At 73.0% G+C, this 20,506-nt stretch carries 21 protein-coding genes; 9 read left to right on the top strand and 12 right to left on the bottom strand.

Annotated features, from left to right (window positions below; genetic code table 11):
• The first annotated feature begins 100 nt into the window (after nucleotides 1-100).
• A complete protein-coding gene (gene abc-f, locus CLV52_RS11370) occupies nucleotides 101-1,699 on the top strand; it encodes a ribosomal protection-like ABC-F family protein (protein ID WP_133766444.1) in 1,599 nt (532 codons plus the stop codon).
• A 114-nt stretch (nucleotides 1,700-1,813) separates the two neighbouring features.
• Here the strand turns inward: abc-f and CLV52_RS11365 are convergent, their stop codons facing one another.
• The 3 genes from CLV52_RS11365 to CLV52_RS11355 are packed head-to-tail and all read right to left on the bottom strand — an operon-like array spanning nucleotide 1,814 to nucleotide 3,172.
• On the bottom strand, nucleotides 1,814-2,677 hold the full coding sequence (locus CLV52_RS11365) for an SURF1 family cytochrome oxidase biogenesis protein (protein ID WP_246018089.1): 864 nt from the start codon (nucleotides 2,675-2,677) through the stop codon (nucleotides 1,814-1,816).
• Nucleotides 2,678-2,684: 7 nt separating this feature from the next.
• Nucleotides 2,685-2,906 carry a hypothetical protein gene (locus CLV52_RS11360; RefSeq protein WP_133766443.1) on the bottom strand — a complete coding sequence of 74 codons (222 nt, stop codon included), beginning with the start codon at nucleotides 2,904-2,906 and terminating at the stop codon, nucleotides 2,685-2,687.
• Nucleotides 2,903-3,172, bottom strand: coding sequence for a DUF3099 domain-containing protein (locus CLV52_RS11355; RefSeq protein ID WP_246018088.1), 270 nt, complete (start codon nucleotides 3,170-3,172; stop codon nucleotides 2,903-2,905). Before CLV52_RS11355 ends, CLV52_RS11360 begins: the two co-directional genes overlap by 4 nt.
• Before the next feature lie 99 nt (nucleotides 3,173-3,271).
• Between CLV52_RS11355 and CLV52_RS11350 the strand changes: the two genes are divergently transcribed.
• Entirely contained in the window at nucleotides 3,272-3,979 is a 708-nt protein-coding gene (locus CLV52_RS11350) for a beta-ketoacyl-ACP reductase (RefSeq protein WP_246018087.1), read from the top strand.
• Between the two features lie 13 nt (nucleotides 3,980-3,992).
• Here CLV52_RS11350 and CLV52_RS11345 read toward each other — a convergent pair whose 3' ends face one another.
• The 3 genes from CLV52_RS11345 to glgC form a co-directional block, all read right to left on the bottom strand.
• Complete coding sequence (locus CLV52_RS11345; RefSeq protein ID WP_133766441.1) at nucleotides 3,993-5,168, bottom strand: alpha/beta hydrolase; 1,176 nt, start codon at nucleotides 5,166-5,168, stop codon at nucleotides 3,993-3,995.
• 85 nt (nucleotides 5,169-5,253) lie between these two features.
• On the bottom strand, nucleotides 5,254-5,880 hold the full coding sequence (serB, locus tag CLV52_RS11340) for a phosphoserine phosphatase SerB (RefSeq protein WP_133766440.1): 627 nt from the start codon (nucleotides 5,878-5,880) through the stop codon (nucleotides 5,254-5,256).
• A 26-nt stretch (nucleotides 5,881-5,906) separates the two neighbouring features.
• Nucleotides 5,907-7,148: a glucose-1-phosphate adenylyltransferase gene (glgC, locus tag CLV52_RS11335; protein WP_133766439.1), complete on the bottom strand. Its 1,242-nt coding sequence runs from the start codon at nucleotides 7,146-7,148 to the stop codon at nucleotides 5,907-5,909.
• A 109-nt stretch (nucleotides 7,149-7,257) separates the two neighbouring features.
• Between glgC and glgA the strand changes: the two genes are divergently transcribed.
• The 4 genes from glgA to CLV52_RS11315 all read left to right on the top strand — a co-directional run bounded on the left by glgA (nucleotide 7,258) and on the right by CLV52_RS11315 (nucleotide 11,226).
• Nucleotides 7,258-8,439: a glycogen synthase gene (glgA, locus tag CLV52_RS11330; protein WP_133766438.1), complete on the top strand. Its 1,182-nt coding sequence runs from the start codon at nucleotides 7,258-7,260 to the stop codon at nucleotides 8,437-8,439.
• Nucleotides 8,440-8,475: 36 nt separating this feature from the next.
• Nucleotides 8,476-9,267 (top strand): ABC transporter ATP-binding protein, encoded by a 792-nt coding sequence (locus tag CLV52_RS11325; RefSeq protein WP_133766437.1) that lies wholly within the window; start codon nucleotides 8,476-8,478, stop codon nucleotides 9,265-9,267.
• A gap of 123 nt (nucleotides 9,268-9,390) precedes the next feature.
• Entirely contained in the window at nucleotides 9,391-9,639 is a 249-nt protein-coding gene (locus tag CLV52_RS11320) for a type B 50S ribosomal protein L31 (protein WP_133766436.1), read from the top strand.
• A 78-nt stretch (nucleotides 9,640-9,717) separates the two neighbouring features.
• A complete protein-coding gene (locus CLV52_RS11315) occupies nucleotides 9,718-11,226 on the top strand; it encodes a glycosyltransferase family 39 protein (RefSeq protein ID WP_133766435.1) in 1,509 nt (502 codons plus the stop codon).
• 10 nt (nucleotides 11,227-11,236) lie between these two features.
• Here CLV52_RS11315 and CLV52_RS11310 read toward each other — a convergent pair whose 3' ends face one another.
• Both CLV52_RS11310 and treS read right to left on the bottom strand, forming a co-directional pair.
• Complete coding sequence (locus tag CLV52_RS11310; RefSeq protein WP_342773148.1) at nucleotides 11,237-12,253, bottom strand: exonuclease domain-containing protein; 1,017 nt, start codon at nucleotides 12,251-12,253, stop codon at nucleotides 11,237-11,239.
• 7 nt (nucleotides 12,254-12,260) lie between these two features.
• A complete protein-coding gene (gene treS / locus CLV52_RS11305; protein WP_133766434.1) occupies nucleotides 12,261-14,027 on the bottom strand; it encodes a maltose alpha-D-glucosyltransferase in 1,767 nt (588 codons plus the stop codon).
• 87 nt (nucleotides 14,028-14,114) lie between these two features.
• Between treS and CLV52_RS11300 the strand changes: the two genes are divergently transcribed.
• Entirely contained in the window at nucleotides 14,115-15,011 is an 897-nt protein-coding gene (locus CLV52_RS11300; protein WP_133766433.1) for an alpha/beta fold hydrolase, read from the top strand.
• Nucleotides 15,012-15,031: 20 nt separating this feature from the next.
• Nucleotides 15,032-16,105: a glycosyltransferase family 4 protein gene (locus tag CLV52_RS11295; protein ID WP_133766802.1), complete on the top strand. Its 1,074-nt coding sequence runs from the start codon at nucleotides 15,032-15,034 to the stop codon at nucleotides 16,103-16,105.
• Here the strand turns inward: CLV52_RS11295 and CLV52_RS11290 are convergent.
• From CLV52_RS11290 to CLV52_RS11275, 4 genes are all read right to left on the bottom strand, one after another.
• Complete coding sequence (locus CLV52_RS11290) at nucleotides 16,102-16,710, bottom strand: histidine phosphatase family protein (protein ID WP_133766432.1); 609 nt, start codon at nucleotides 16,708-16,710, stop codon at nucleotides 16,102-16,104. The genes CLV52_RS11295 and CLV52_RS11290 overlap by 4 nt on opposite strands.
• 37 nt (nucleotides 16,711-16,747) lie before the next feature.
• Entirely contained in the window at nucleotides 16,748-17,116 is a 369-nt protein-coding gene (locus CLV52_RS11285; RefSeq protein ID WP_133766431.1) for a GntR family transcriptional regulator, read from the bottom strand.
• A gap of 126 nt (nucleotides 17,117-17,242) precedes the next feature.
• Nucleotides 17,243-18,580, bottom strand: a complete 1,338-nt coding sequence (locus tag CLV52_RS11280) for an HNH endonuclease signature motif containing protein (RefSeq protein ID WP_133766430.1) — start codon at nucleotides 18,578-18,580, stop codon at nucleotides 17,243-17,245.
• A 226-nt stretch (nucleotides 18,581-18,806) separates the two neighbouring features.
• Complete coding sequence (locus CLV52_RS11275; RefSeq protein WP_133766429.1) at nucleotides 18,807-19,655, bottom strand: NAD-dependent protein deacetylase; 849 nt, start codon at nucleotides 19,653-19,655, stop codon at nucleotides 18,807-18,809.
• Nucleotides 19,656-19,690: 35 nt separating this feature from the next.
• Between CLV52_RS11275 and CLV52_RS11270 the strand changes: the two genes are divergently transcribed.
• The gene (locus CLV52_RS11270) at nucleotides 19,691-20,503 is read left to right on the top strand and encodes a TrmH family RNA methyltransferase (RefSeq protein WP_133766428.1); all 813 of its coding nucleotides are present in this window, start codon (nucleotides 19,691-19,693) and stop codon (nucleotides 20,501-20,503) included.
• Nucleotides 20,504-20,506 lie beyond the last annotated feature (3 nt).

The following is a 20,506-nucleotide window of genomic DNA, read 5'->3' as shown; positions in this document are numbered from 1 at the left end:
CCGGCCCGAACTACACTAGGACGCTGCCCGAAGCGCGCTTCTGTGCGGAACGCACAACCGCAGGGCCCGTTCGCCGTCGATCTCGTCAAGGAGGTTCCGCATGCTCGCTGTGCACGGCCTCGAGATCACCGTGGGCGCCCGCCGGCTCATGGCGGACGTCGAGTTCCGCGTCTCCGACGGGGACAAGGTCGGTCTGGTGGGGCGCAACGGTGCCGGCAAGACGACCCTGACGAAGGTGCTCGCGGGGGAGGCGCAGGCCGCCGACGGCCGCGTCGAGCGTTCCGGCGAGATCGGCTACCTGCCGCAGGACCCGCGTGCCGGCGACCCCGAGCAGCTCGCCCGTACCCGCATCCTCGACGCCCGCGGCCTCGGCACGCTGCAGCTGCAGATGGCGGAGGCGACGGAGCGCATGGGGTCGGCCGACCCGAAGGTCGCCGAGAAGGCGATCAACCGCTACGCGCGGCTCGAGGAGGAGTTCACCGCGAAGGGCGGGTACGCGGCCGAGGCCGAGGCGGCCTCCATCTCGTCGAACCTCGCGCTGCCGGACCGCATCCTCGACCAGCCGCTGAAGACGCTCTCCGGCGGTCAGCGCCGCCGCATCGAGCTCGCCCGCATCCTCTTCAGCGACGCGGACACGCTGATCCTCGACGAGCCGACGAACCACCTCGATGCGGACTCGATCATCTGGCTGCGCGAGTTCCTGAAGACCTACAAGGGCGGCGCGATCATCATCAGCCACGACGTCGACCTCGTCGGCGAGGTCGTGAACCGCGTGTTCTACCTCGACGCGAACCGCCAGGTGCTCGACGTCTACAACATGGGCTGGCGGCAGTACCTCAAGCAGCGGGAGACCGACGAGCAGCGCCGCAAGCGCGAGCGGCAGAACGCCGAGAAGAAGGCGTCCGCCCTGCAGCTGCAGGCCGCGAAGATGGGCGCGAAGGCGACCAAGGCGGTCGCGGCGCAGAACATGGTCCGCCGCGCCGAGCGGCTGCTGTCGGGGCTCGAGGAGGTCCGTCAGGTCGAGCGCGTCGCGAAGCTGCGGTTCCCGGACCCGGCGCCCTCCGGCAAGACGCCGCTCATGGCGTCCGACCTGTCGAAGTCCTACGGCTCGCTCGAGATCTTCTCCGCCGTCGACCTCGCGATCGACCGCGGCTCGAAGGTCGTCATCCTCGGCCTGAACGGCGCCGGAAAGACGACCCTGCTGCGCATCCTCGCGGGCGTCGACCAGCCGGACACCGGCCAGCTCGAGCCGGGGTACGGCCTGCGCATCGGGTACTACGCGCAGGAGCACGAGACGATCGACGTCAAGCGCTCCGTGCTCGAGAACATGGTGTCCGCCGCGCCGAACCTCACGGCGACGGAAGCCCGCCGCGTGCTCGGTTCGTTCCTGTTCACGGGCGACGACGGCGACAAGCCGGCGGGCGTGCTGTCCGGCGGGGAGAAGACGCGGCTCGCGCTCGCGATGCTCGTCGTCTCCGCGGCGAACGTGCTGCTGCTCGACGAGCCGACGAACAACCTCGACCCGGCGAGCCGCGAGGAGATCCTCGGCGCGCTCGCGAACTACACGGGCGCCGTCGTGCTCGTCAGCCACGACGAGGGCGCGGTGGAGGCGCTGAACCCCGAGCGGGTCCTGATCATGCCGGACGGCACCGAGGACCTCTGGACCCCGGAGTACGCCGAACTCATCAGCGTGAGCTGACCAGACCTCTTCGCGGATCCGCAGTTCTGGCTCGACACGCCGTGCCTGCGCCCGTGCGCCGCGGCGTGTCGAGCAGTTTCTGCGGATCCGCGACGGTTCTGCGGATCCGCGAGCTCAGCGGGCGTCGGTGAGCTCGTCCTCCACGGCCTCGTCGGAGGGTGCCCGGCGGGCGCGGCGTGCGACGGCGCGCTCCTCCGCCGCCGTCACGACCTCGTCGCCGGCGTCGAGCAGGTCGCGGCGGATCGACCAGCCGAGGGCGACGAAGCCGAGCAGGGCGAAGATGATCCACTGGATCGCGTAGGAGAGGTGCGTGCCCTCGTCGACGCCCGTGTCGGCCGGCTGCGGCTCGATGCGCTCGGGCGTGGTCGCGACCGCGGGCGACTCCGACCGCACCTGGCCGTAGGCGCCCGTGTAGGTCGGCGCCCCGACGTCGTGGGCGACCTGCTTCAGGTCGATCGACGGGATCTCCCCGGTGGGCGCGGTCCGACCGGGGAGCGGTCCCTCGTCGGCCTGCAGTCGCGCCAGCACGGTGACGGTGCCGGTCGGCGGCGCCGGCACGAGATCCGGGCGGTCCTGCTTCGTCCCGATGGACACCCAGCCGCGGTCGAGCACGAACACGTCGCCGTCCTCGAGCCGGAACGGCGTCAGGACCTCGAAGCCCGGGTTCCCGTTCGGATCGACCCGGTTGCGGACGAGCAGCTGGTCGTCGGTGAGGTACTGCCCGCGCACCTCGACGGTGCGCCACTGCAGGCTCGCCCGGTACGCGGTGCGGGAGGGGAGCAGGTCGTCGAGCGGCACCGGCCCCGCGGAGGCGTTCGCCGTGATCAGCGCGTTCGCCTCGGCCGTGTCCGCCCGCCGGGAGAACTGCCACCAGGACAGGAGGGCGCACCCGATCGCGAAGGCGATCGCCAGCGCCAGGTAGCGGTGCCAGCGGCCGTCGGCGACGAGCGCCTTGAGGATGCGGCTGAACTGTCCCACGAGGGCTTCAGGGTACCGGGTCGGCCGGAGCCCCCAGTGGCCGCAGCCGCAACGGGAAGGCGCGCGCGGCGAGGAAGTCGCGCAGCACCTCGACGTGCTCGTCGCACGCCAGCCAGGTCTTCACGCGGTCGCCGGTGTGGATGCGCGGGTTCCGCCACTCGATCGCCGTGGTGGCCTCCGACCGGCAGCCGGCCCGCGAGCACGTGTGCCGCTCGGGCGCGGTCGTCACTCGGGGCGCTGCGGCTCGATCGCGCGCACCGGCGCGGGCCCGGGGGTCACCGCGACGGTGCCGATGCGCGAGCCCGCGTTCGCGAGCACGACCGCGACGTAGGGCAGGGCGACGGCGCCGATGCCGAACACGAGCTTCCACCAGCCCGGCACGACGAACACGAGGACGAGGCAGACCATGCGGATCGACATGGCCGTGGAGTAGGCGCGCATCCGCCGCTTGCGGTCGTCGACCGGAGCGGCGGGGAGGGCAGTGGCGGACTGCACGACGTCATGAGTCACAGTGGGTTCAACCTACGCCGGGCTCCGGGACTTCCGGCTCCGCTCACTAGGCTCTCGGAGTCCTCGCGGAAGGAGACGCCCCCTTTGACCCAGCGCACCGTCCTCGTGACCGGCGGCAACCGCGGCATCGGCCGCGCCATCGCTCTCGCCTTCGCGGCGGAGGGCCACCGCGTCGCGGTCACCTCCCGCACCGGGTCCGGTCCGGAGGGCGTGCTCGCCGTCCAGGCGGACGTCACCGACGCGGCCTCGCTCGACGCCGCGTTCCGGGCCGTCGAGGCGGATCTCGGACCGGTGGAGGTCGTCGTGGCGAACGCCGGCATCACGAAGGACACGCTCCTGCTCCGGATGTCCGAGGAGGACTTCGACTCCGTCGTCGCGACCAATCTCGGCGGCGCGTTCCGCGTGGTCAAGCGCGCGTCGAAGGGGATGCTGCGGGCCCGGTTCGGACGGGTGATCCTCATCTCGAGCGTCGTCGGCATGCTCGGCTCGGCCGGCCAGGTGAACTACGCGTCGTCCAAGTCGGCGCTGATCGGCTTCGCCCGTTCCCTCACCCGCGAGCTCGGCGGTCGCGGCATCACGGCGAACGTCGTCGCGCCCGGGTTCATCGAGTCCGACATGACCGCCGCGCTGCCGGACGAGCAGCAGCAGGAGTACCTGGGCCGCATCCCCGTCGGGCGCTTCGGCTCGGGCGACGACGTCGCGAAGGCGGTCGTGTGGCTCGCCTCCGACGACGCCGCCTACATCTCGGGCGCGGTCATCCCGGTCGACGGCGGCCTCGGCATGGGGCACTGACGGCCGGTCGTCCTCAGGCGACGCCCTCGGCGATCCGGTCGAGGCCCCACCAGCCCGCCAGATGATCGAAGCCCCACGAGAGCCCGGACGCCCCGGTCACCCAGCTGTGGCCGAGGCCCGGCCACCGCGTGACGTGGGTCGTCATGCCCGCTGCCCGAGCCCAGCCGGCCACGCGCGGCGTGATCGGACCGTAGGTCCGGTCGCGGGCGCCGGCGGAGAACCACGCCTGCAGGTCGCGGTAGCGGTGGTGCGCGAGGAGCCAGCGCGGCGACGCGTGGATCCACGCCGTGCGGCTGCCGTGGAACCCGAGGTCGATCGTGGCCGCCTCGGATCGGACGAACGGGGTCTCCTCGCCGGAGACGTCTACGACCGCGCCGAACGCGGACGGGAACCCCGCGGCGAACTGGATCGAGCAGGTGCCCCCCTGCGAGAACCCGGCGACGGTCCACTCACGCCGGGCCGTCTGCACCGGCAGGTGGGCGAGGATCCAGCCGCGGACGTCCGTCATGACGTACGTCGCGGAGTTCCCGAGCCGCGAGTCGACGCACATGGGGTTCCCCGAGGCCGGACCGAGCTGGTCCGGCACCACGACGATCGGCGCGACGCCGTGGTGGCGTGCGGCGATCCGGTCCATCAACCCGCGCAGGTCCGCGCTCCAGACGAGGTCCCGGGGACCGGCGCCCCGGCTCTGCCCGGAGAACGCGATGATCACCGGCAGCAGCCGGGGCTGCGCGACCAGCGCGGCCGGCGGCAGGTAGACGATCGCTGGCCGCGCCGCGAAGTGCGACCGCGTCGCGGGGATCACGACGGAGGCCACCTCCCCGTGCTTCGGCATCGCCTGCGCCGGGCGGCGCGGATCGGTGCGGAGCGCCGCGGGGAAGTCGGCGAGGCGCCAGCGGGTGATGCGCGCGTAGCCCGGGCCCTTGCGGAGGACGACCGGCCGCCAGGTCGCGACGGGCATCGGCTCCACCGTCGCCGACGCCTCGGGGGTCGACGCCGCCGCCGTCGCGGTCGGGCCCGGCCGGAGCGCGACGAGCCCGGCGCCGCCCAGCGCGACGCCGAGCACGACCGTCGCGCCGACCCCGGCGAGCATGCGGTCGCGCCCGGATCGCCGGCCGGCGCGGATCGCGAGGAGCACGGCCGCGAGCCCCGCGGCGCCGGCGGCGATCAGGAGGAGGTCGTCGAGCACGGCCCGACTGTGGCACCCCGCCCGTCGCCGAGCGCGCGGAGGCGCCCGCCGGGCGCGGTCGGTTCAGGCTCGGATCAGCACGCGCTCAGGCTCGGAGCAGGCCGACGACGGGTCGCAGCGAGCGGCCGGGGAGGCTGAGGTCGGCCGCCGCCCGCACCGCGGGCTTGGCGTCGAACGCGATCGACAGGTCGGCGGCCCCCATCATCAGCAGGTCGTTCGCGCCGTCGCCGATCGCGATCGTCCGGTCGGCGTCGAGCTCCGCCGCCCAGGCGAGCAGCCGCTCGCGCTTCACCGTCGCGTCGACGATCCGCCCGGACACGCGGCCCGTGAGACGCCCGTCCCGGACCTCCAGCTCGTTCGCGTGCCGGCGGTCGAGCCCGAGCGCGTCCGCGAGCGGGTCGAGCACCTGCGCGAAGCCGCCGGAGACCGCACCGACCGCGCCGCCCCGCGCGTGCACGGCCGCGATCAGCTCGGGCACGCCGTCGGTGACCGTGATGCGGTCGCGCACGGCGACCAGCGCCGACTCCGGCAGCCCCGCGAGCAGCGCCACGCGCCGCGTGAGGCTGGCGGCGAAGTCGAGCTCGCCGCGCATCGCCGACTCGGTGATCGCGGCGACCTCCGCGCCCGCGCCCGCCGCATCGGCGAGGAGGTCGACGACCTCCTCGCCGATCAGCGTCGAGTCGACGTCGAGGACGACGAGGAGGCGCGGCACCCGCTCAGCCTGGCAGACCGGGAGGATCAGGGGTCGACGTGGACGCCCTTGCCGACGACGACGATGCCGCTGTCCGTGACGGTCAGCCCGCGCTCGCGGTCGCGCTCGTGCTCCACACCGACGCGCGCGCCCTCGGCGATCACCGCGTTCTTGTCGAGGATCGCGCGCTGCACGACCGCCCCGGCACCGATGCGGACCCGGTCGAACAGCACCGAGTCGGTGACGGACGCGCCCGACTCCACGGTCGCCCACGGGCCCAGGACGCTGTTCTGGATGCGCGAGCCGGAGAAGAGCGAGCCCGGCGAGACGATCGAGTCGTGGACGACCGTGTTGTTGCCGTACCCGTCCCGGTTGAACTTCGCGGGCGGCGAGTTCAGCGTCTGGGTGTAGATCGGCCACCGCCGGTTGTACAGGTTGAACACCGGCACCGGGGACACGAGGTCCATGTGCGCCTCGTAGAACGATTCGATCGAGCCCACGTCCCGCCAGTAGAAGCGGTCGCGATCCGTCGAGCCGGGCACCTCGTTGCGGTTCAGGTCGTAGACGCCCGCCTCGCCCGCCGCGACGAACGCGGGGATGATGTCGCCGCCCATGTCGTGCTTCGAGCCGGGCCGCTCCGCGTCCTCCTCGAGGGCCGCGATCAGCGCGTCCGTGTCGAAGACGTAGTTGCCCATCGAGGCGAGCACCTCGCCGGGGGAGTCCGGCAGGCCGCGCGGGTCGCTCGGCTTCTCGAGGAACTCGTTGATCGCCGTCGGGTCCTTCTGGTCGACGTCGATCACGCCGAACGCGCTCGCGAGCTCGATCGGCTGGCGGATCGCGGCGACGGTCGCCTTCTTGCCCGAGGCGATGTGCGCCTCGATCATCTGCGCGAAGTCCATGCGGTACACGTGGTCGGCGCCGACCACGACCACGATGTCGGGCTGCTCGTCGCCGATCAGGTTCAGGCTCTGGTAGATCGCGTCGGCGCTGCCGAGGTACCAGCGCTTGCCGAGCCGCTGCTGCGCCGGCACCGAGGCGACGTAGGAGTTGAGCAGCCCCGACAGCCGCCACGTCTCCGCGACGTGGCGGTCGAGGCTGTGCGACTTGTACTGCGTCAGCACGACGATCTGGGTCAGACCGGAGTTCAGCAGGTTCGACAGGGCGAAGTCGATCAAGCGGTACACGCCACCGAACGGCACGGCCGGCTTGGCGCGGTCCTCGGTCAGCGGCATGAGCCGTTTGCCCTCGCCGCCGGCGAGCACGATGCCGAATATCTTCTTCGATGGCATGGCGCTCACCGTACTCCCAAGCGACATTCGGCCACCCTGAAAATTCCCGATCAGCGGGCGTATTGGGGGTATCCGCCGACTCGGCGGCCGGGGGTCTATGGTGGCGCCCGTGCGCGTCGATCTGCTGACGAAGGAGTACCCGCCGGAGATCTACGGGGGAGCGGGGGTGCACGTCGCCGAGCTGACCCGCGCGCTGCGATCGCGCATCGAGGTGCGGGTCCGCTGCTTCGGCGCGCCGCGCGACGAAGCGGACGTGACCGCGTACCGGCCGCCCGCCGAGCTCGAGGGCGCGAACGGGTCGCTCTCGACCCTCGGCGTCGACCTGCAGATGGCGCAGGGCGCCGCGGGGACGGACCTCGTGCACTCGCACACCTGGTACGCCAACGCGGGCGGGCACCTCGCGAAGCTCCTGCACGGGGTGCCGCACGTCGTCACCGCGCACAGCCTCGAGCCGCTGCGGCCGTGGAAGGCCGAGCAGCTCGGCGGCGGGTACCGCATCTCCTCCGAGATCGAGCGCACCGCCTACGAGGCGGCCGACGCCGTGATCGCCGTCAGCCGCGGGATGGGCGACGACATCCTCCGCTCGTACCCGGGCGTCGATCCGGCCCGCCTGCACGTCGTCTACAACGGCATCGACCTCGACGCCTGGAAGCCGAACCGCGACGCGGACCTCGTGCGTTCGCTGGGCGTCGACCCCGACCGGCCGACGGTGATCTTCGTCGGCCGCATCACCCGGCAGAAGGGGCTGCCGTACCTGCTCCGCGCTGCGGCATCGCTGCCGCCGGAGGTGCAGCTCGTGCTCTGCGCCGGTGCGCCGGACACGAAGGAGATCATGGCCGAGGTCGAGGGCCTCGTCCGGGAGCTGCAGCAGCAGCGCAGCGGCGTCGTGTGGATCGAGCGGATCCTGCCGCGCCCGGAGCTGACCGCGCTGCTCACCGCGGCCGACGTGTTCGTCTGCCCCTCCGTCTACGAGCCCCTCGGCATCGTCAACCTCGAGGCCATGGCGTGCGGCACCGCGGTCGTCGGCACGGCCACGGGCGGCATCCCGGAGGTCGTCGTCGACGGCGAGACCGGCTGGCTCGTGCCGATCGAGCAGGTGCAGGACGGCACCGGCACCCCGATCGACCCGGACCGGTTCGTCGCGGACCTCGGGCGCGTCCTCGGCGCCGCGGTCTCGGACCGGCAGGTCGCCGAGCGCTTCGGGGCCGCCGGCCGCGAGCGGGCGCGGGCCGTCTTCGACTGGGACGCGATCGCCGCGCAGACGATCGAGGTCTACGCGTCGCTCGTATGAGGACTTCCGGGCCGGGCTGCCCGTAGGGTTGGACCCATGCCTGTGGTGCTGCAGTTCTCGGACGTCGTGCTGACCCGGGGCACCACCACGATCCTCGATCACGTGTCGTGGGAGGTCGACAGCGCCGAGCGGTGGGTGGTCCTCGGACCGAACGGCGCCGGCAAGACGACGCTCCTCCAGCTCGCTGCCGCGATGCTGCACCCGACGCGCGGCGCCGTCACGGTGCTCGACGCGCAGCTCGGCAAGGCGGACCTCTTCGAGGTGCGGCCGCGCATCGGCTTCGCCTCGAGCGCGATGGCGAAGCGGATCCCGCCGACGGAGGCCGTGCTCGACGTCGTCCTCACCGCGGCCTACTCCGTGACGGGGCGCTGGAACGAGCAGTACGAGGACATCGACGTGCGCCGCGCGAACCGCGTGCTCGCCGAATGGCGCCTCGACCACCTCGCCGACCGCCGCTTCGGCGACCTCTCCGACGGCGAGCAGAAGCGCGTGCAGATCGCCCGCTCGGTGATGACCGACCCGGAGCTCCTGCTGCTCGACGAGCCGGCCGCGAGCCTCGACCTCGGCGCGCGCGAGGAGCTGCTGCAGCTGCTCGGCGGATACGCGAGCGCCCCGAGTGCGCCCGGCATGGTAATGGTGACCCACCACGTGGAGGAGATCCCTGTCGGCTTCACCCACGCGCTGCTGCTGAAGCAGGGCGCGGTGGTCGCAGCCGGTCCGATCGCCGAGACGATCACCTCCGACGCCATCGGTGCGACGTTCGGCCTGGAGGTCGAGATCACCGAGCGCGACGGCCGGTTCGCCGCCCGCGCGACCGCCGGCGCCTGACCCCGGCGCACCGCCGCTCTGGTACCATCGTCGGTCGGCTGCTCCGCGCAGCCCCGCCGCCCCCCGGGGCCGGCCCTCGACACGCTGTCGTTCCGCATCTCGATCCGAAGAGGTCCATCCGTCATGAAGTCCGGCATCCACCCCGAGTACCGCCCGATCGTCTTCCGCGACCTGGCCTCCGGCGAGACGTTCCTCACGCGGTCCACGACGACCAGCGACAAGACGATCGAGCTGGACGGCGAGACCTACCCGGTCATCGACGTCGAGATCTCCTCCGCTTCGCACCCCTTCTACACGGGCAAGCAGCGCATCCTCGACTCCGCCGGCCGCGTCGAGAAGTTCAACCAGCGCTTCAAGAACTTCGGCAAGTAGCCCACCCGGGCCAGCCGCCAGAGGCCGCTCTCCGCAAGGGGGGCGGCCTCTTCCGTTCCACCCCGGTAGCGTCGCCCGGTGCCATCGACCGCCGTCCTCCTCGAGCCGGCGGCCGCGCACCTCCGTCGGGAACCCGCAGCGCTGCGGGCGCGACTCGACCTCCGCGCGGTCCTGCCGCCCGCGCTCGCGCTCCTCGTCGTCCTCACCGCGACGGCCGGCGGGTACGGGTACCACCGCGACGAGCTGTACTTCCGGATGCTGCCGCCCGCGTGGGGGTACATCGACCAGCCGCCGTTCACGCCGCTCGTCGCGCGCGTCGTCGCCGGGGTCGTCGACGAGGCCTGGGCGCTCCGCCTCGTGGCGGCGCTCGTCGCCGCGGTCGCCGTCCTCGTCGTCGCCGCGATCACGGCGGAGGTCGGCGGCGGCCGCGGCGCGCAGGCGCTCGCCGCATGGGGCGCCGGCTTCGGCTACTACCCGCTGCTCCTCGGGCACGTGCTGTTCACGGCCACCTTCGACCTCGTCGTCTGGCCCCTCGTCCTCCTGCTCGTGATCCGCGCGGTCCTGCGGCGGCAGGGCGCCTGGTTCCTGCTCGCCGGCCTCGTCGCGGGCGCGAGCCTCTACAACAAGCTGCTCGTGCTGGCGCTGCTGCTCGCGATCGCGATCGGTCTCGCCGCGGCGGGTCCCCGCCGGGCCGCGGTGTGGGGGTGGGCCGCGGCGGGCGCCCTGATCGTGCTCGTCGTCGGCGCGCCGAACCTCGTGTGGCAGGCGACGCACGGGCTGCCCCAGCTGCGGATCGGCGCCGCCCTCTCCGCGCAGAACGCCGCTGCCGTCCGCCCGTTCGTCGTGCCCTTCCTGGTCGCGCTGCTCGGGCCGACGCTGGTGCCCGTCTGCGTGGCGGGCTTCCTCGCGCCGTTCCGGCGGGGCCGGTGGCGCGATCTGCGGTGGCTGCCCGTCGCGCTCGTCGCGATCGTTGCGCTCGTCGTGCTGATGGGCGCGCAGCTCTACTACGACCTCGGCGTGCTCACCGCGGTGTTCGCGGTCGGATGCGTGCCCGCGGTCGAGTGGGCCCGGACGCGAGGCCGCCGGGCCATGCTCGTCGCGGCGGTCGCCGTGAACGCGGCGGCCGCGGCGCTGCTCGCGCTGCCCGTGGTCCCGGCGTCGGCGCTCGCCGGCACGGTCGTGCCCGCCTGGAACCAGGCCGCCCGCGACCAGCTCGGCTGGCCGGCGCTCGCGCATCGGGTGGACGCGGTCGACGCCGCGCACGGCACGGACGCCGTGGTGCTCACCCGGAACTACGGGGAGGCCGGTGCGATCGAGCGCTACGCCCCGTCCCTCGCCGGCCGCACCTTCAGCGGCCACAACGCCATGCACGACGCGGCACCGCCGCCCGCGACCACGGACGTCGTGGTCGCCGTCGGCTACTCCATGGGCTGGCTGCGGCAGGACTTCGCGCAGTGCGAGACGGTCACCCGGCTGCCCGACGCGGACCGGGTGGTGTCGCAGGAGACGGGCGCGCCCGTCCGCGTCTGCACGGGGCGGCTCACGCCGATTACTCGCATCTGGGAGCGGGCGGCCTGGGTCGGATGACCCCTGCGGCTCAGCGCCGCGGCCAGCCGCCGCTCGCCGTGAACCCCGGATCCCGCTTCTCCCGCATGTAGGCCTGGAAGCGCTCCGCCTGGTCGGCGCACCACGCCACCTGCGCGTCGTGGAGCTCCTGCGCCTCCATCGCCAGTGCGTCGGGGTGGCGCCGGGCGATGGCCTGCGCGAGCCGGCCCGCAGCGATCGCGTCCGCGCCGGCGTCGTGCGCGTCGGTGAGGTCGACGCCGTACTCCGCCGCCGCGGCCGTCAGCGTGCGCTTGCCCTTGCGGAAGCGGTCGACCTCCTTGTCCAGCACGAAGGGGTCCACGATCGGGGCGGTGACCTCGAGCGGCCACAGGCGATGCCGCTCGGCCTCCGCGGCGAGCAGCGTCAGGTCGTAGGGCGCGTTGTAGACGACGAGCGGGAAACCGCGGAGGAACACGCTCCGGATCGCCGCGAGGATCTCCGCGACCACCTCGCCGGGTGGCCGGCCGAAGCGCTGCGCTCGGTCGTCGGTGATCCCGTGGACGGCGGCGGCGCCCTCCGGGATCGGGACCCCGGGGTTCACGATCCAGTCCTTGCGCTCGACGACGGCCCCCGTCTCGTCGATCACGCCGACGTGGGCGGTCACGATGCGGGCGGTCGACGTGTCGATGCCGGTCGTCTCGAGGTCGAAGACGCCGAGCGCCGAGGCCCACGCCGGCAGCGGGCGCTCCGGCACCGGCGGCGCGGAGGCCTCCGCCCCTGCCTGCGGCTCGGGCTGAGGCGCGGGGTCGGGCGTCGCGTCCTCGAGCAGCAGGAGCGGCACGGGAACCGCGGCCGGCTCGGGTGCCGGCGGGCGCCACGTCGACACGACGGCGGGCTCCGCGGGCTCCGCGGGCTCGGCGGGCGCCTCGAGGTCGAAGAGCAGCGTCGGCGTGTCCTGCACGCGCTCGACGGTACGGCGCCGCTCCGACACCGCCCTCGCGGCGCGCAGCGCGAGGCCCAGTCCGCCGCCGATCACGACGGGCACGACGACGTCGCGCAGCCCGGGCACGGGTCGCTCAGACCCGCGGATCCGGCGAGACGATCGGGATCGCGGTCGTCGTGACGGGCACCTCGTCCGGCACCGGCTGCGCGACGCGCAGCCAGTAGAAGCTCTGGGTGCCGAGGGTGATCGTCACCCTGCCCTCGTCGTCGAAGGAGGGGAACCGGCTGCCGCCGAACAGGTCGGTGAGGCTGTGGTTCGCGAGCTCCGGCGCGGTGATCGTGAACGAGACCGGGTTGTGGAGGAACGAGAACACGCAGAGCACGGCCTCCGCCTGGTCGCCGATGGAGCCCTCCGATCCCGCGTAGTTGCGGAGGAAGGCGAGCGCCGACTCGTGGTCGGTCTCGAGCACCGTCAGGTCGCCCATGCCGAACACCGGGTGCGCCTTGCGGGTGTGCACCACGTTCCTGACCCAGTGGAGCATCGAGCGCGACTGCGCGAGCTGCGACTCCACGTTGACGAGCGAGTAGTGGTACACGAGCGACTGGACCACCGGCAGGTAGAGCTTGCCGGGGTCAGCGGTCGAGAAGCCGGCGTTGCGGTCGGGCGTCCACTGCATCGGCGTGCGGGACGCGTCCCGGTCGTTCAGCCAGATGTTGTCGCCCATCCCGATCTCGTCGCCGTAGTAGAGGAACGGGCTGCCCGGCAGGGAGAAGAGGAGGGCGTGGGCGAGCTCGAGCTCCGCCCGCGAGTTGTCGACGAGGGGCGCGAGGCGCCGCCGGATGCCGATGTTCGAGCGCATCCGCGGGTCGTAGGCGTACCAGCCGTACATCGCCTGCCGGTACTCCTCGTCGACCATCTCGAGCGTGAGCTCGTCGTGGTTGCGGAGGAAGACGCCCCAGGCGGCGGTCTCGGGGATGTGCGTCTGCTCGGAGAGGATCTTCACGAGCTCCGTCGCCGTCTGCGCGCGCAGCGAGTAGTAGATCCGCGGCATGACCGGGAAGTCGAAGGCCATGTGGCACTCCGGCTCGTCCTCCGTGCCGAAGAACGCGGCGACCTCGCGCGGCCACTGGTTCGCCTCCGCGAGCAGGATGCGGCCGGGGTACTCGCGGTCCACGTACTCGCGGAGCCGCTTGATGAACTCGTGCGTCTTCGGCTCGCCCTCGCCGTTGCCCTCCTCGCTCTCGAAGAGGTAGGGGATCGCGTCGAGCCGGAGTCCGTCCACGCCGAGGTCGAGCCAGAACTTGACGATGTCGAAGATCGCCTCCTGCACCTTCGGGTTCTCGAAGTTCAGGTCCGGCTGGTGGCTGAAGAAGCGGTGGAAGAAGAACTGCCGCCGGACCGGGTCGAACGTCCAGTTCGACTCCTCCGTGTCCACGAAGATCACGCGGATGTTCTTGTACTTCTCGTCGGTGTCGCTCCAGACGTAGAAGTCGCCGTACGGCCCCTCGGGATCGCTGCGGGACTGCTGGAACCACTCGTGCGCGTCGCTCGTGTGGTTGAGCGGGAAGTCCATGACGATCCGCATGTTCCGCTCGTGCGCCCGGCGCACGAGGTCGCGGAACTCGTCGATCGTGCCGAACTCCGGCAGCACGGCCTTGAAGTCGGAGATGTCGTACCCGCCGTCGCGGAGGGGCGACTGGTAGAACGGCGGCAGCCACAGCGAGTCGATGCCGAGCCACTGCAGGTAGTCGAGCCGCGAAGCGAGCCCCGCGATGTCGCCCGTGCCGTCCCCGTTGCTGTCGACGAAGCTCCGGACCATCACCTCGTAGAAGACCGCCCGCTTGTACCAGGTGGGGTCCCGGGTCAGGCCGGGCAGCTGGATCGGTGCGGTGAAGCTCACGAAGAGGGGTCCTCTCGGTCGGCGCGCGGGAGCGGTGCCGCGATCCTATTGAGCCGGGCCTGGGCGACCTTCCTAGACTCCATCCCGATGCAAATCGTGCCCTCCCCGTACGCCGCCGGTCTCGCGCGGACCCCGGTCGTCCGCCACGACACGGAGGTCGACGGCCTGCCCGCCGCGTGGTGGGAGTACGGCGAGGCCGGATCCGGGCCCACCCTGCTGCTCGTCCACGGCTTCCGCGGCGACCACCACGGCCTCGAGCCGGTGATCTCCTTCCTCCCCGGCGTCCACGTCGTCGCACCCGACCTGCCCGGCTTCGGGGCCTCCGCGCCGCTGCCCGGCCCGCACTCGATCGACGGGTACGCGGCCTGGCTCCGCCGGTTCGCGGAGGCCGTCGGACTGCCGTCCGACGTCGTGGTCGTCGGGCACTCGTTCGGCACGATCGTCGCGTCGAAGGCGCTCGCAGACGGCTTCCCGGCCGCGCGCGCGGTCCTCCTGAACCCCATCGCGTCGCCGGCGCTCGAGGGGCCGAACGCGCTCGGCACCCGGCTGTCCTCCCTGTACTTCGGGCTCGGAGCCGCGCTGCCGGAGCGGGTCGGGAACGCCCTGCTGCAGAGCCGCGTCATCACCCGCGGGGCGGGCGCGTTCCTCGCGAAGACGAAGGACCCGGCGCTGCGGCGGTGGATCCACAACCAGCACGACCGCTACTTCTCCGGCTACGCGAACCGCCGGGTCGTCGTCGAGGCGTTCCACGCCTCCGTCGACCACGACATCACCGAGTGGGCGGACCGGCTGACCCTGCCGGTGCACCTCGTCGCCGCCGAGCACGACGACATCACGACGCTCGCCGACGTGCGGAAGCTCGCCGACCTGCTGCCGGACGCGACGCTCGCGGTGCTCCGCGAGGTCGGTCACCTCGTGCACTACGAGAAGCCGAGGGAGGCGGCGGAGCAGATCGCCTCCGTCACCGGCGTCCGGGTCGCGTGACCCCGCCGGCGCCCCAGGGCATGCGGCTCGTCGTCGACTGCCGGTACGTGCGGCGCGACGGCCGGCACGACGGGATCAGCCGGTACACCGCCGGCATCACCGGCGGTCTCGGGCGCCTCGTCCCGCTCACGATGCTGATCGACGACGAGCGCCAGCTCGAGCTGCTGCCCGACCTGCCGTGGGCGCGGACTCGGCCGCCCACCTCGCTGCTCGAGCCGCTCATCCCGCGCGTGGTGAACCGCCTGCGGCCGGACGTCGTGTTCTGCCCGCTGCAGACCTCCGGATCCCTCGGGCGCCGCTACGGGCTCGTGCTGACGCTGCACGACCTCATCTACTACCGGCACCGCACGCCGCCCGCGGAGTTCGCCTGGTGGGTGCGGTTCGGCTGGCGGCTGCTCTACGCGAGCTACCTGCCGCAGCGGCTGCTGCTGAACCGGGCGGACGAGGTCGTCACGGTCTCGGAGACCGTCGCCGGCGAGATCGCGGAGCACCGGCTCACCCGGCGTCGCGTCACGGTCGTGCCGAACGCGGCCGACGGCGAACCCCTCGCCGCCGCGGCACCCGGCCCGCGCGAGCGGTCGATCGTCTACATGGGCGCGTTCATCGGCTACAAGGACGTGGCGACGCTGGTCCGCGCGGCGGCGCTGCTGCCCGGCTGGACGCTGCACCTCGCGAGCCGGATCCGGCCCGAGGAGCGGCAGCGGCTCGAACGCGTCGCCGCGGGCGCGACGCTCGTCTTCCACGACGGCGTGGACGATGCGGAGTACGCGCGGTTGCTCGACCGCGCGACCGCGCTCGTGACCGCATCGCGGGACGAGGGCTTCGGGCTGCCCGTCGTCGAGGCGATGCAGCGCGGGGTGCCGGTGGTCCTGACGGATGTGCCGATCTTCCGCGAGGTCGGCGGCGCCGCAGCGCTCTACGCCCCGGCCGGCGACGCCGCAGCGTTCGCCGCCGCCGTCCGCCGACTCGAGGAGCCGGGGGAGTGGGCCGCCCGCTCGGCCGCCTCGCTCCGGCAGGCCGCGACGTACAGCTGGGACGCGTCCGCCGCGCGGCTCCTGCCGGTGCTGGAGCGCGTGGCGGCGGAGCACCGCTAGTCGCGCGGGACGGTCGCGTCCTCCGGCGGCAGGAGGTCCGCCGACCAGGGACGCCCGGCGAACTCGACCAGCTCGAGCTCGCCGTCGACGACCCGGAACCGGTGGTCCGAGCCGTTCGTGATCTGCTCGCCGCGCTCCGGCCAGACCCACCGGGTCGCGTCGCGGATGAGGGAGCCGATGACGCCGCCGTGGGAGACGACGAGCACGCGCTGGCCCGGGTGCCGGTCGGCGAGGGCGATGAGGGCGGGCTTGGCCCGCTCGACCGTCTCCTCGCGCGTCTCCTGGGCTTCGAGGCGGCCGCCGAAGCGCGCGTCGATGTCCGCCCCCGTCATCCCCTCCGCCTCGCCGTAGTTCCGCTCGACGAGGGCGTCCACGAGCTCGACCGGCCCGATGCCGAGCCCGTCGGCGATGATCTGCGCGGTCTCCGCGGCGCGGGAGAGCGGGCTCGCGGCGACGGCGTCGAACTCCTGCCCCTGCAGCCGCTCGGCTGTCGCCCGCGCCTGCTCCCGGCCGGTGTCGTTCAGCGGGATGTCGGTCCGGCCCTGCACCTTGCCGAGGCGGTTCCATTCGGTCTCGCCGTGGCGCACGAGGACGAGGTCGGTCATGATCCTCGAGCCTATTGGGGCCGCTGTCGAGGCCGGTTCAGGCCTGCAGGCCCAGCGCGCGATCGATGAGGCGACGCGCGTCGAGCGGCGCGACGCCGAGGCTCCGGGCTCGGGCCGCGAAGGCCGCCGCGGCCTGCTCGAGCGCCGCGGTGTCGACGTCGGGGGACCAGCTGACGACCGTGCCGTTGCGGCCGCGGGTCTCGACGAGTCCCTCCGCCTCCAGCTCCTTGATGGCGCGCGCGACGGTGTTGACCGCGAGGCCGAGGTCGTCGGCGAGGCGGCGGACGGTCGGGAGGCGCTCGCCGGCCGCGAGGTCGCCGCTGCGGATCGACGCGGCGAGCTGCGCCCGCACCTGCTCGAACGGCGGGACGGGGGAGGCGGGATCGACGACGATCTCGTCGCTCATGAGCTCCCGCTCCCGTCCTCGATCACGTCCATCGTGCCGAGGAATGTAGCAACGTCCGGCGACTGCCCCGCCTTCCGCCGGTCGAGGTGCGAGCGGAGCGAGCCTCGAGACCGAGCCTAGAAGACGTCATGTCGCGACCGGCGGTATCCGTCCGCCGGGTCGCCGTCGTCCGGTGGGGTCGACCCATGGTGGTGGTGTCCACCACCACCTGCCGTCGTCACCGTCCCGGTCGATCTGCCACCCGTGTACGTCGTGCAGCACATGGCACCGCCAACACAGCAGTACCCCGTTGTCGATCGAGGTCGATCCGTATCCGGCGGGTCGGATGTGCGCGCCGTTGCACCAGGACGGTGGGGCGTCGCAGCCCGGACCCGCGCAGCCGCCGTCCCGGACCGCCATCGCCCGCCGTTGGGCTTCGGTGAAGAACCTGCGCCCGGTCCCGAGGTCCAGGGGCTGCGATTTCCCGCCGAGGACGACCGGGATGATCTCCGCGTCCGCGGCGAGCATCCGTGCGACCGAGGCAGAGATCTGGGTGCCGCAGTCGGGCAGTTCGGCGGTGCCGAGTCCGGTGCGGAGGGCTTCTTCGGTCATGGTGACGAGGAGGGTGACGGCGGTGCCGGCGATCTGGCCGTCGTCGACCTGGATCGCTTTCTTCGCGAGGAGGCGGATCCCGTCGACCCACTGCTGTTCCACCGGCCGCCGGTCCGCGGTGGCCAGGTCGGCCTGATCCTGGTCCGGGGTGACGAGGATCGGGCGCCGGGTGGGGCTGTTGGCCTCGACCGCGGTCTTGAGGAATCCGTCGGTGAGGGTGTCGAGGTCGAGGGTCCACCGGACCAGCCCGTTGCGCAGGTCCCGCCGCTTCACCGTCGGAATCGGGGTCGGTTCGCCCCGGTCGGGGCGTCCGCCGTCGGGGTTGGCGTGCTCGGGGACGCGCTTGAGCCAGCGGAGCAGGTCGTTGGGTGCCCAGCCTTCGGCGGCGGTGTCGAGGAGCTTGCGCTCGAGGTCGTCGAGTTCCCACGGGGCCAGGCCGGGTGCGCATTCGGCGAGGGTGCGCCGCATCGCCGCTGCGATCTCGGGGTCGAGCAGACCGGCGGCGAAGGCGTCGGCGATCTGCGGGCAGGTCGCCGGCAGTGTCTCGCCGGTCATGGCCTCCCGCGCACGGAACGCTTCACCCGATGCGACCACGGTGGCCGCGGTCGAGCGCGGCATCCCGGTGACCTGGGACACGAGGTTGGCGGCGGTGGAGGCACCCTGCTTCCGGGCGAGGGACTCCTCCCGGTTCTCACTACGGCGGGCGACCTCCCCGGCCAGCGTGGTCTCCTCCGCCTGGACCAGCCGGCGGAGCGTCGCGACCGCGGACAGCCGGTCCAGCAGCGCCTGATCGGAGACGAACCGGAGGGCGTCGTCGGCGAGGCGGGCGTAGGCGTCCGCCTGCTCGAGGAGTGCCTCCGCCGTCCGGGTCATGGGGGTATTCGAGCACGGGGCACTGACATTGCAACCGGTTTCGGGTCAGGTGTTTTCCGTTCTGCGGAAGGCGCGGCGGTGCGGGTCGGTACCGAGGGTGCGGGGTGGTTTCGAGGCTCCCTACGCTCGCACCTCAACCACCGAAATCAGTGGTTGAGCCGGGCGCTCTGCGCCCACGCCGAAACCACTGCGCGGGGGAGAGGTGGGCGGGAGCAAGGGCCCGCCCTCAGGCGAGGAGGCGGTCCCGGAGTGCGGTGAGGGTCTCGCTCGTGCCCGCGTCGATCTTCAGCGTCGCGACGCGGTCGCCCTTCGTGGCGCCGCGGTTCAGGATCACGATCGGGACGTGGCGGCGGCGCGCCTGCTCGAGCAGGCGGATGCCGCTGTTCACCGCGAGGGACGAACCGACGACGAGGAGCGCGTCCGCGCGGCGGACCAGCGCGGCGGCCTCCTGGAACCGCTCGCGCGGCACGAACTCGCCGAAGAACACGACCTCCGGCTTCAGCGTCCCGCCGCAGACCGTGCAGTCGGGCACGACGAATGCCGACACGTCGCCCACGTCCGCGTCGCCGTCCGGGTTCAGCGCTGCGGTGTCGCCGCCGACGAACCAGGCGTTGTCCGCCTCGATGCGCTCCGCGATCGCGGAGCGGGCGAACAGCTGGCCGCAGACGAGGCAGACGACGCGGTCCACCGAGCCGTGCACCTCGACCACGTGGCGGGAGCCGGCCTTGCCGTGCAGGCCGTCGACGTTCTGCGTCACGACCCCGGGCACGCGCCCGGCGGCCTCGAGGTCGGCGAGCGCGGCATGGCCGTCGTTCGGCTGCGCCGCGACGAAGCGCGTCCACCCGAGGTAGCTGCCCGCCCAGTACCGCTGCCGGAAGGACTCGCCGGCGAGGAACTGCTGGATCGTCATCGGCGTGCGCTTCGGCGCCCCGTCCCCGCGGTAGTCCGGGATGCCCGAGTCCGTGCTGATCCCGGCGCCGGTGAGCACCGCGACGGTGCCGGTGAGCAGCTCCGCGGCCCGGTCGACCAGGTCGGCGACGGGCTCGTCCGCGACCCCGACCGCCGCCCCACCCATAGCCTGGAAGCGTAATCGGGGACGGGAGGACGGCGATGCGGATCCTTCCGCTGTCCGCGGACGGCCTCGCGGACCCGACGCTGCGCGACTTCACGCGCCTCACGGACGTCGCGCTGCGGCGGCTGCTCGAGCCGGAGGGCGGCCTCTACCTCGCCGAGTCCACGAAGGTCATCGAGCGGGCGATCCGCGCCGGGCACCGGCCGCGGGCCGTGCTGACGCGGGCCGAGTGGCTGCCGCAGCTGGAGCCGCTGCTCGAGCCGTTCCCAGACGTGCCGGTGCACGTCGGGGACGACGCGGTGCTCGAGGAGCTGACCGGGTTCCACCTGCACCGCGGAGCCCTCGCCTCGATGCACCGGCCGGACCTGCCGGACCCCGCCGACCTGCTGCGGGACGCGAGGCGGGTGGTCATCGTCGAAGACGTCGTCGACCACACGAACGTCGGCGCGATCTTCCGCAGCGCGGCCGGCCTCGGGGTGGACGCCGTGCTCGTCACCCCGCGGTGCGCGGACCCGCTCTACCGCCGCAGCGTGCGGGTCAGCATGGGCACGGTCCTGCAGGTGCCGTGGACGCGGCTCCCGGAGTGGCGGGCGGCGGCGCCGCTGCTCCACGACGCGGGGTTCACGATCGCGGCGCTGGCGCTCTCGGACCGCGCGGAGGACCTCGACGTGCTCGCCGCCGATCCGCCGGAGCGGCTCGCGCTCGTGCTCGGGACGGAGGGCGACGGGCTCAGCCGGGCGGCGCTCGCCTCGGCGGACCGCCACGTGCGCATCCCGATGGCCCATGGCGTCGACTCCCTGAACGTGGCCGCAGCGGCCGCGCTCGCCGTGTGGGCGGTCCGCCCGCGCTGACGC

It is taken from the genome of Amnibacterium kyonggiense, from assembly GCF_004364555.1.
GTDB lineage: Bacteria > Actinomycetota > Actinomycetes > Actinomycetales > Microbacteriaceae > Amnibacterium > Amnibacterium kyonggiense.
This window is presented reverse-complemented; position numbering and strand designations above follow the sequence as displayed.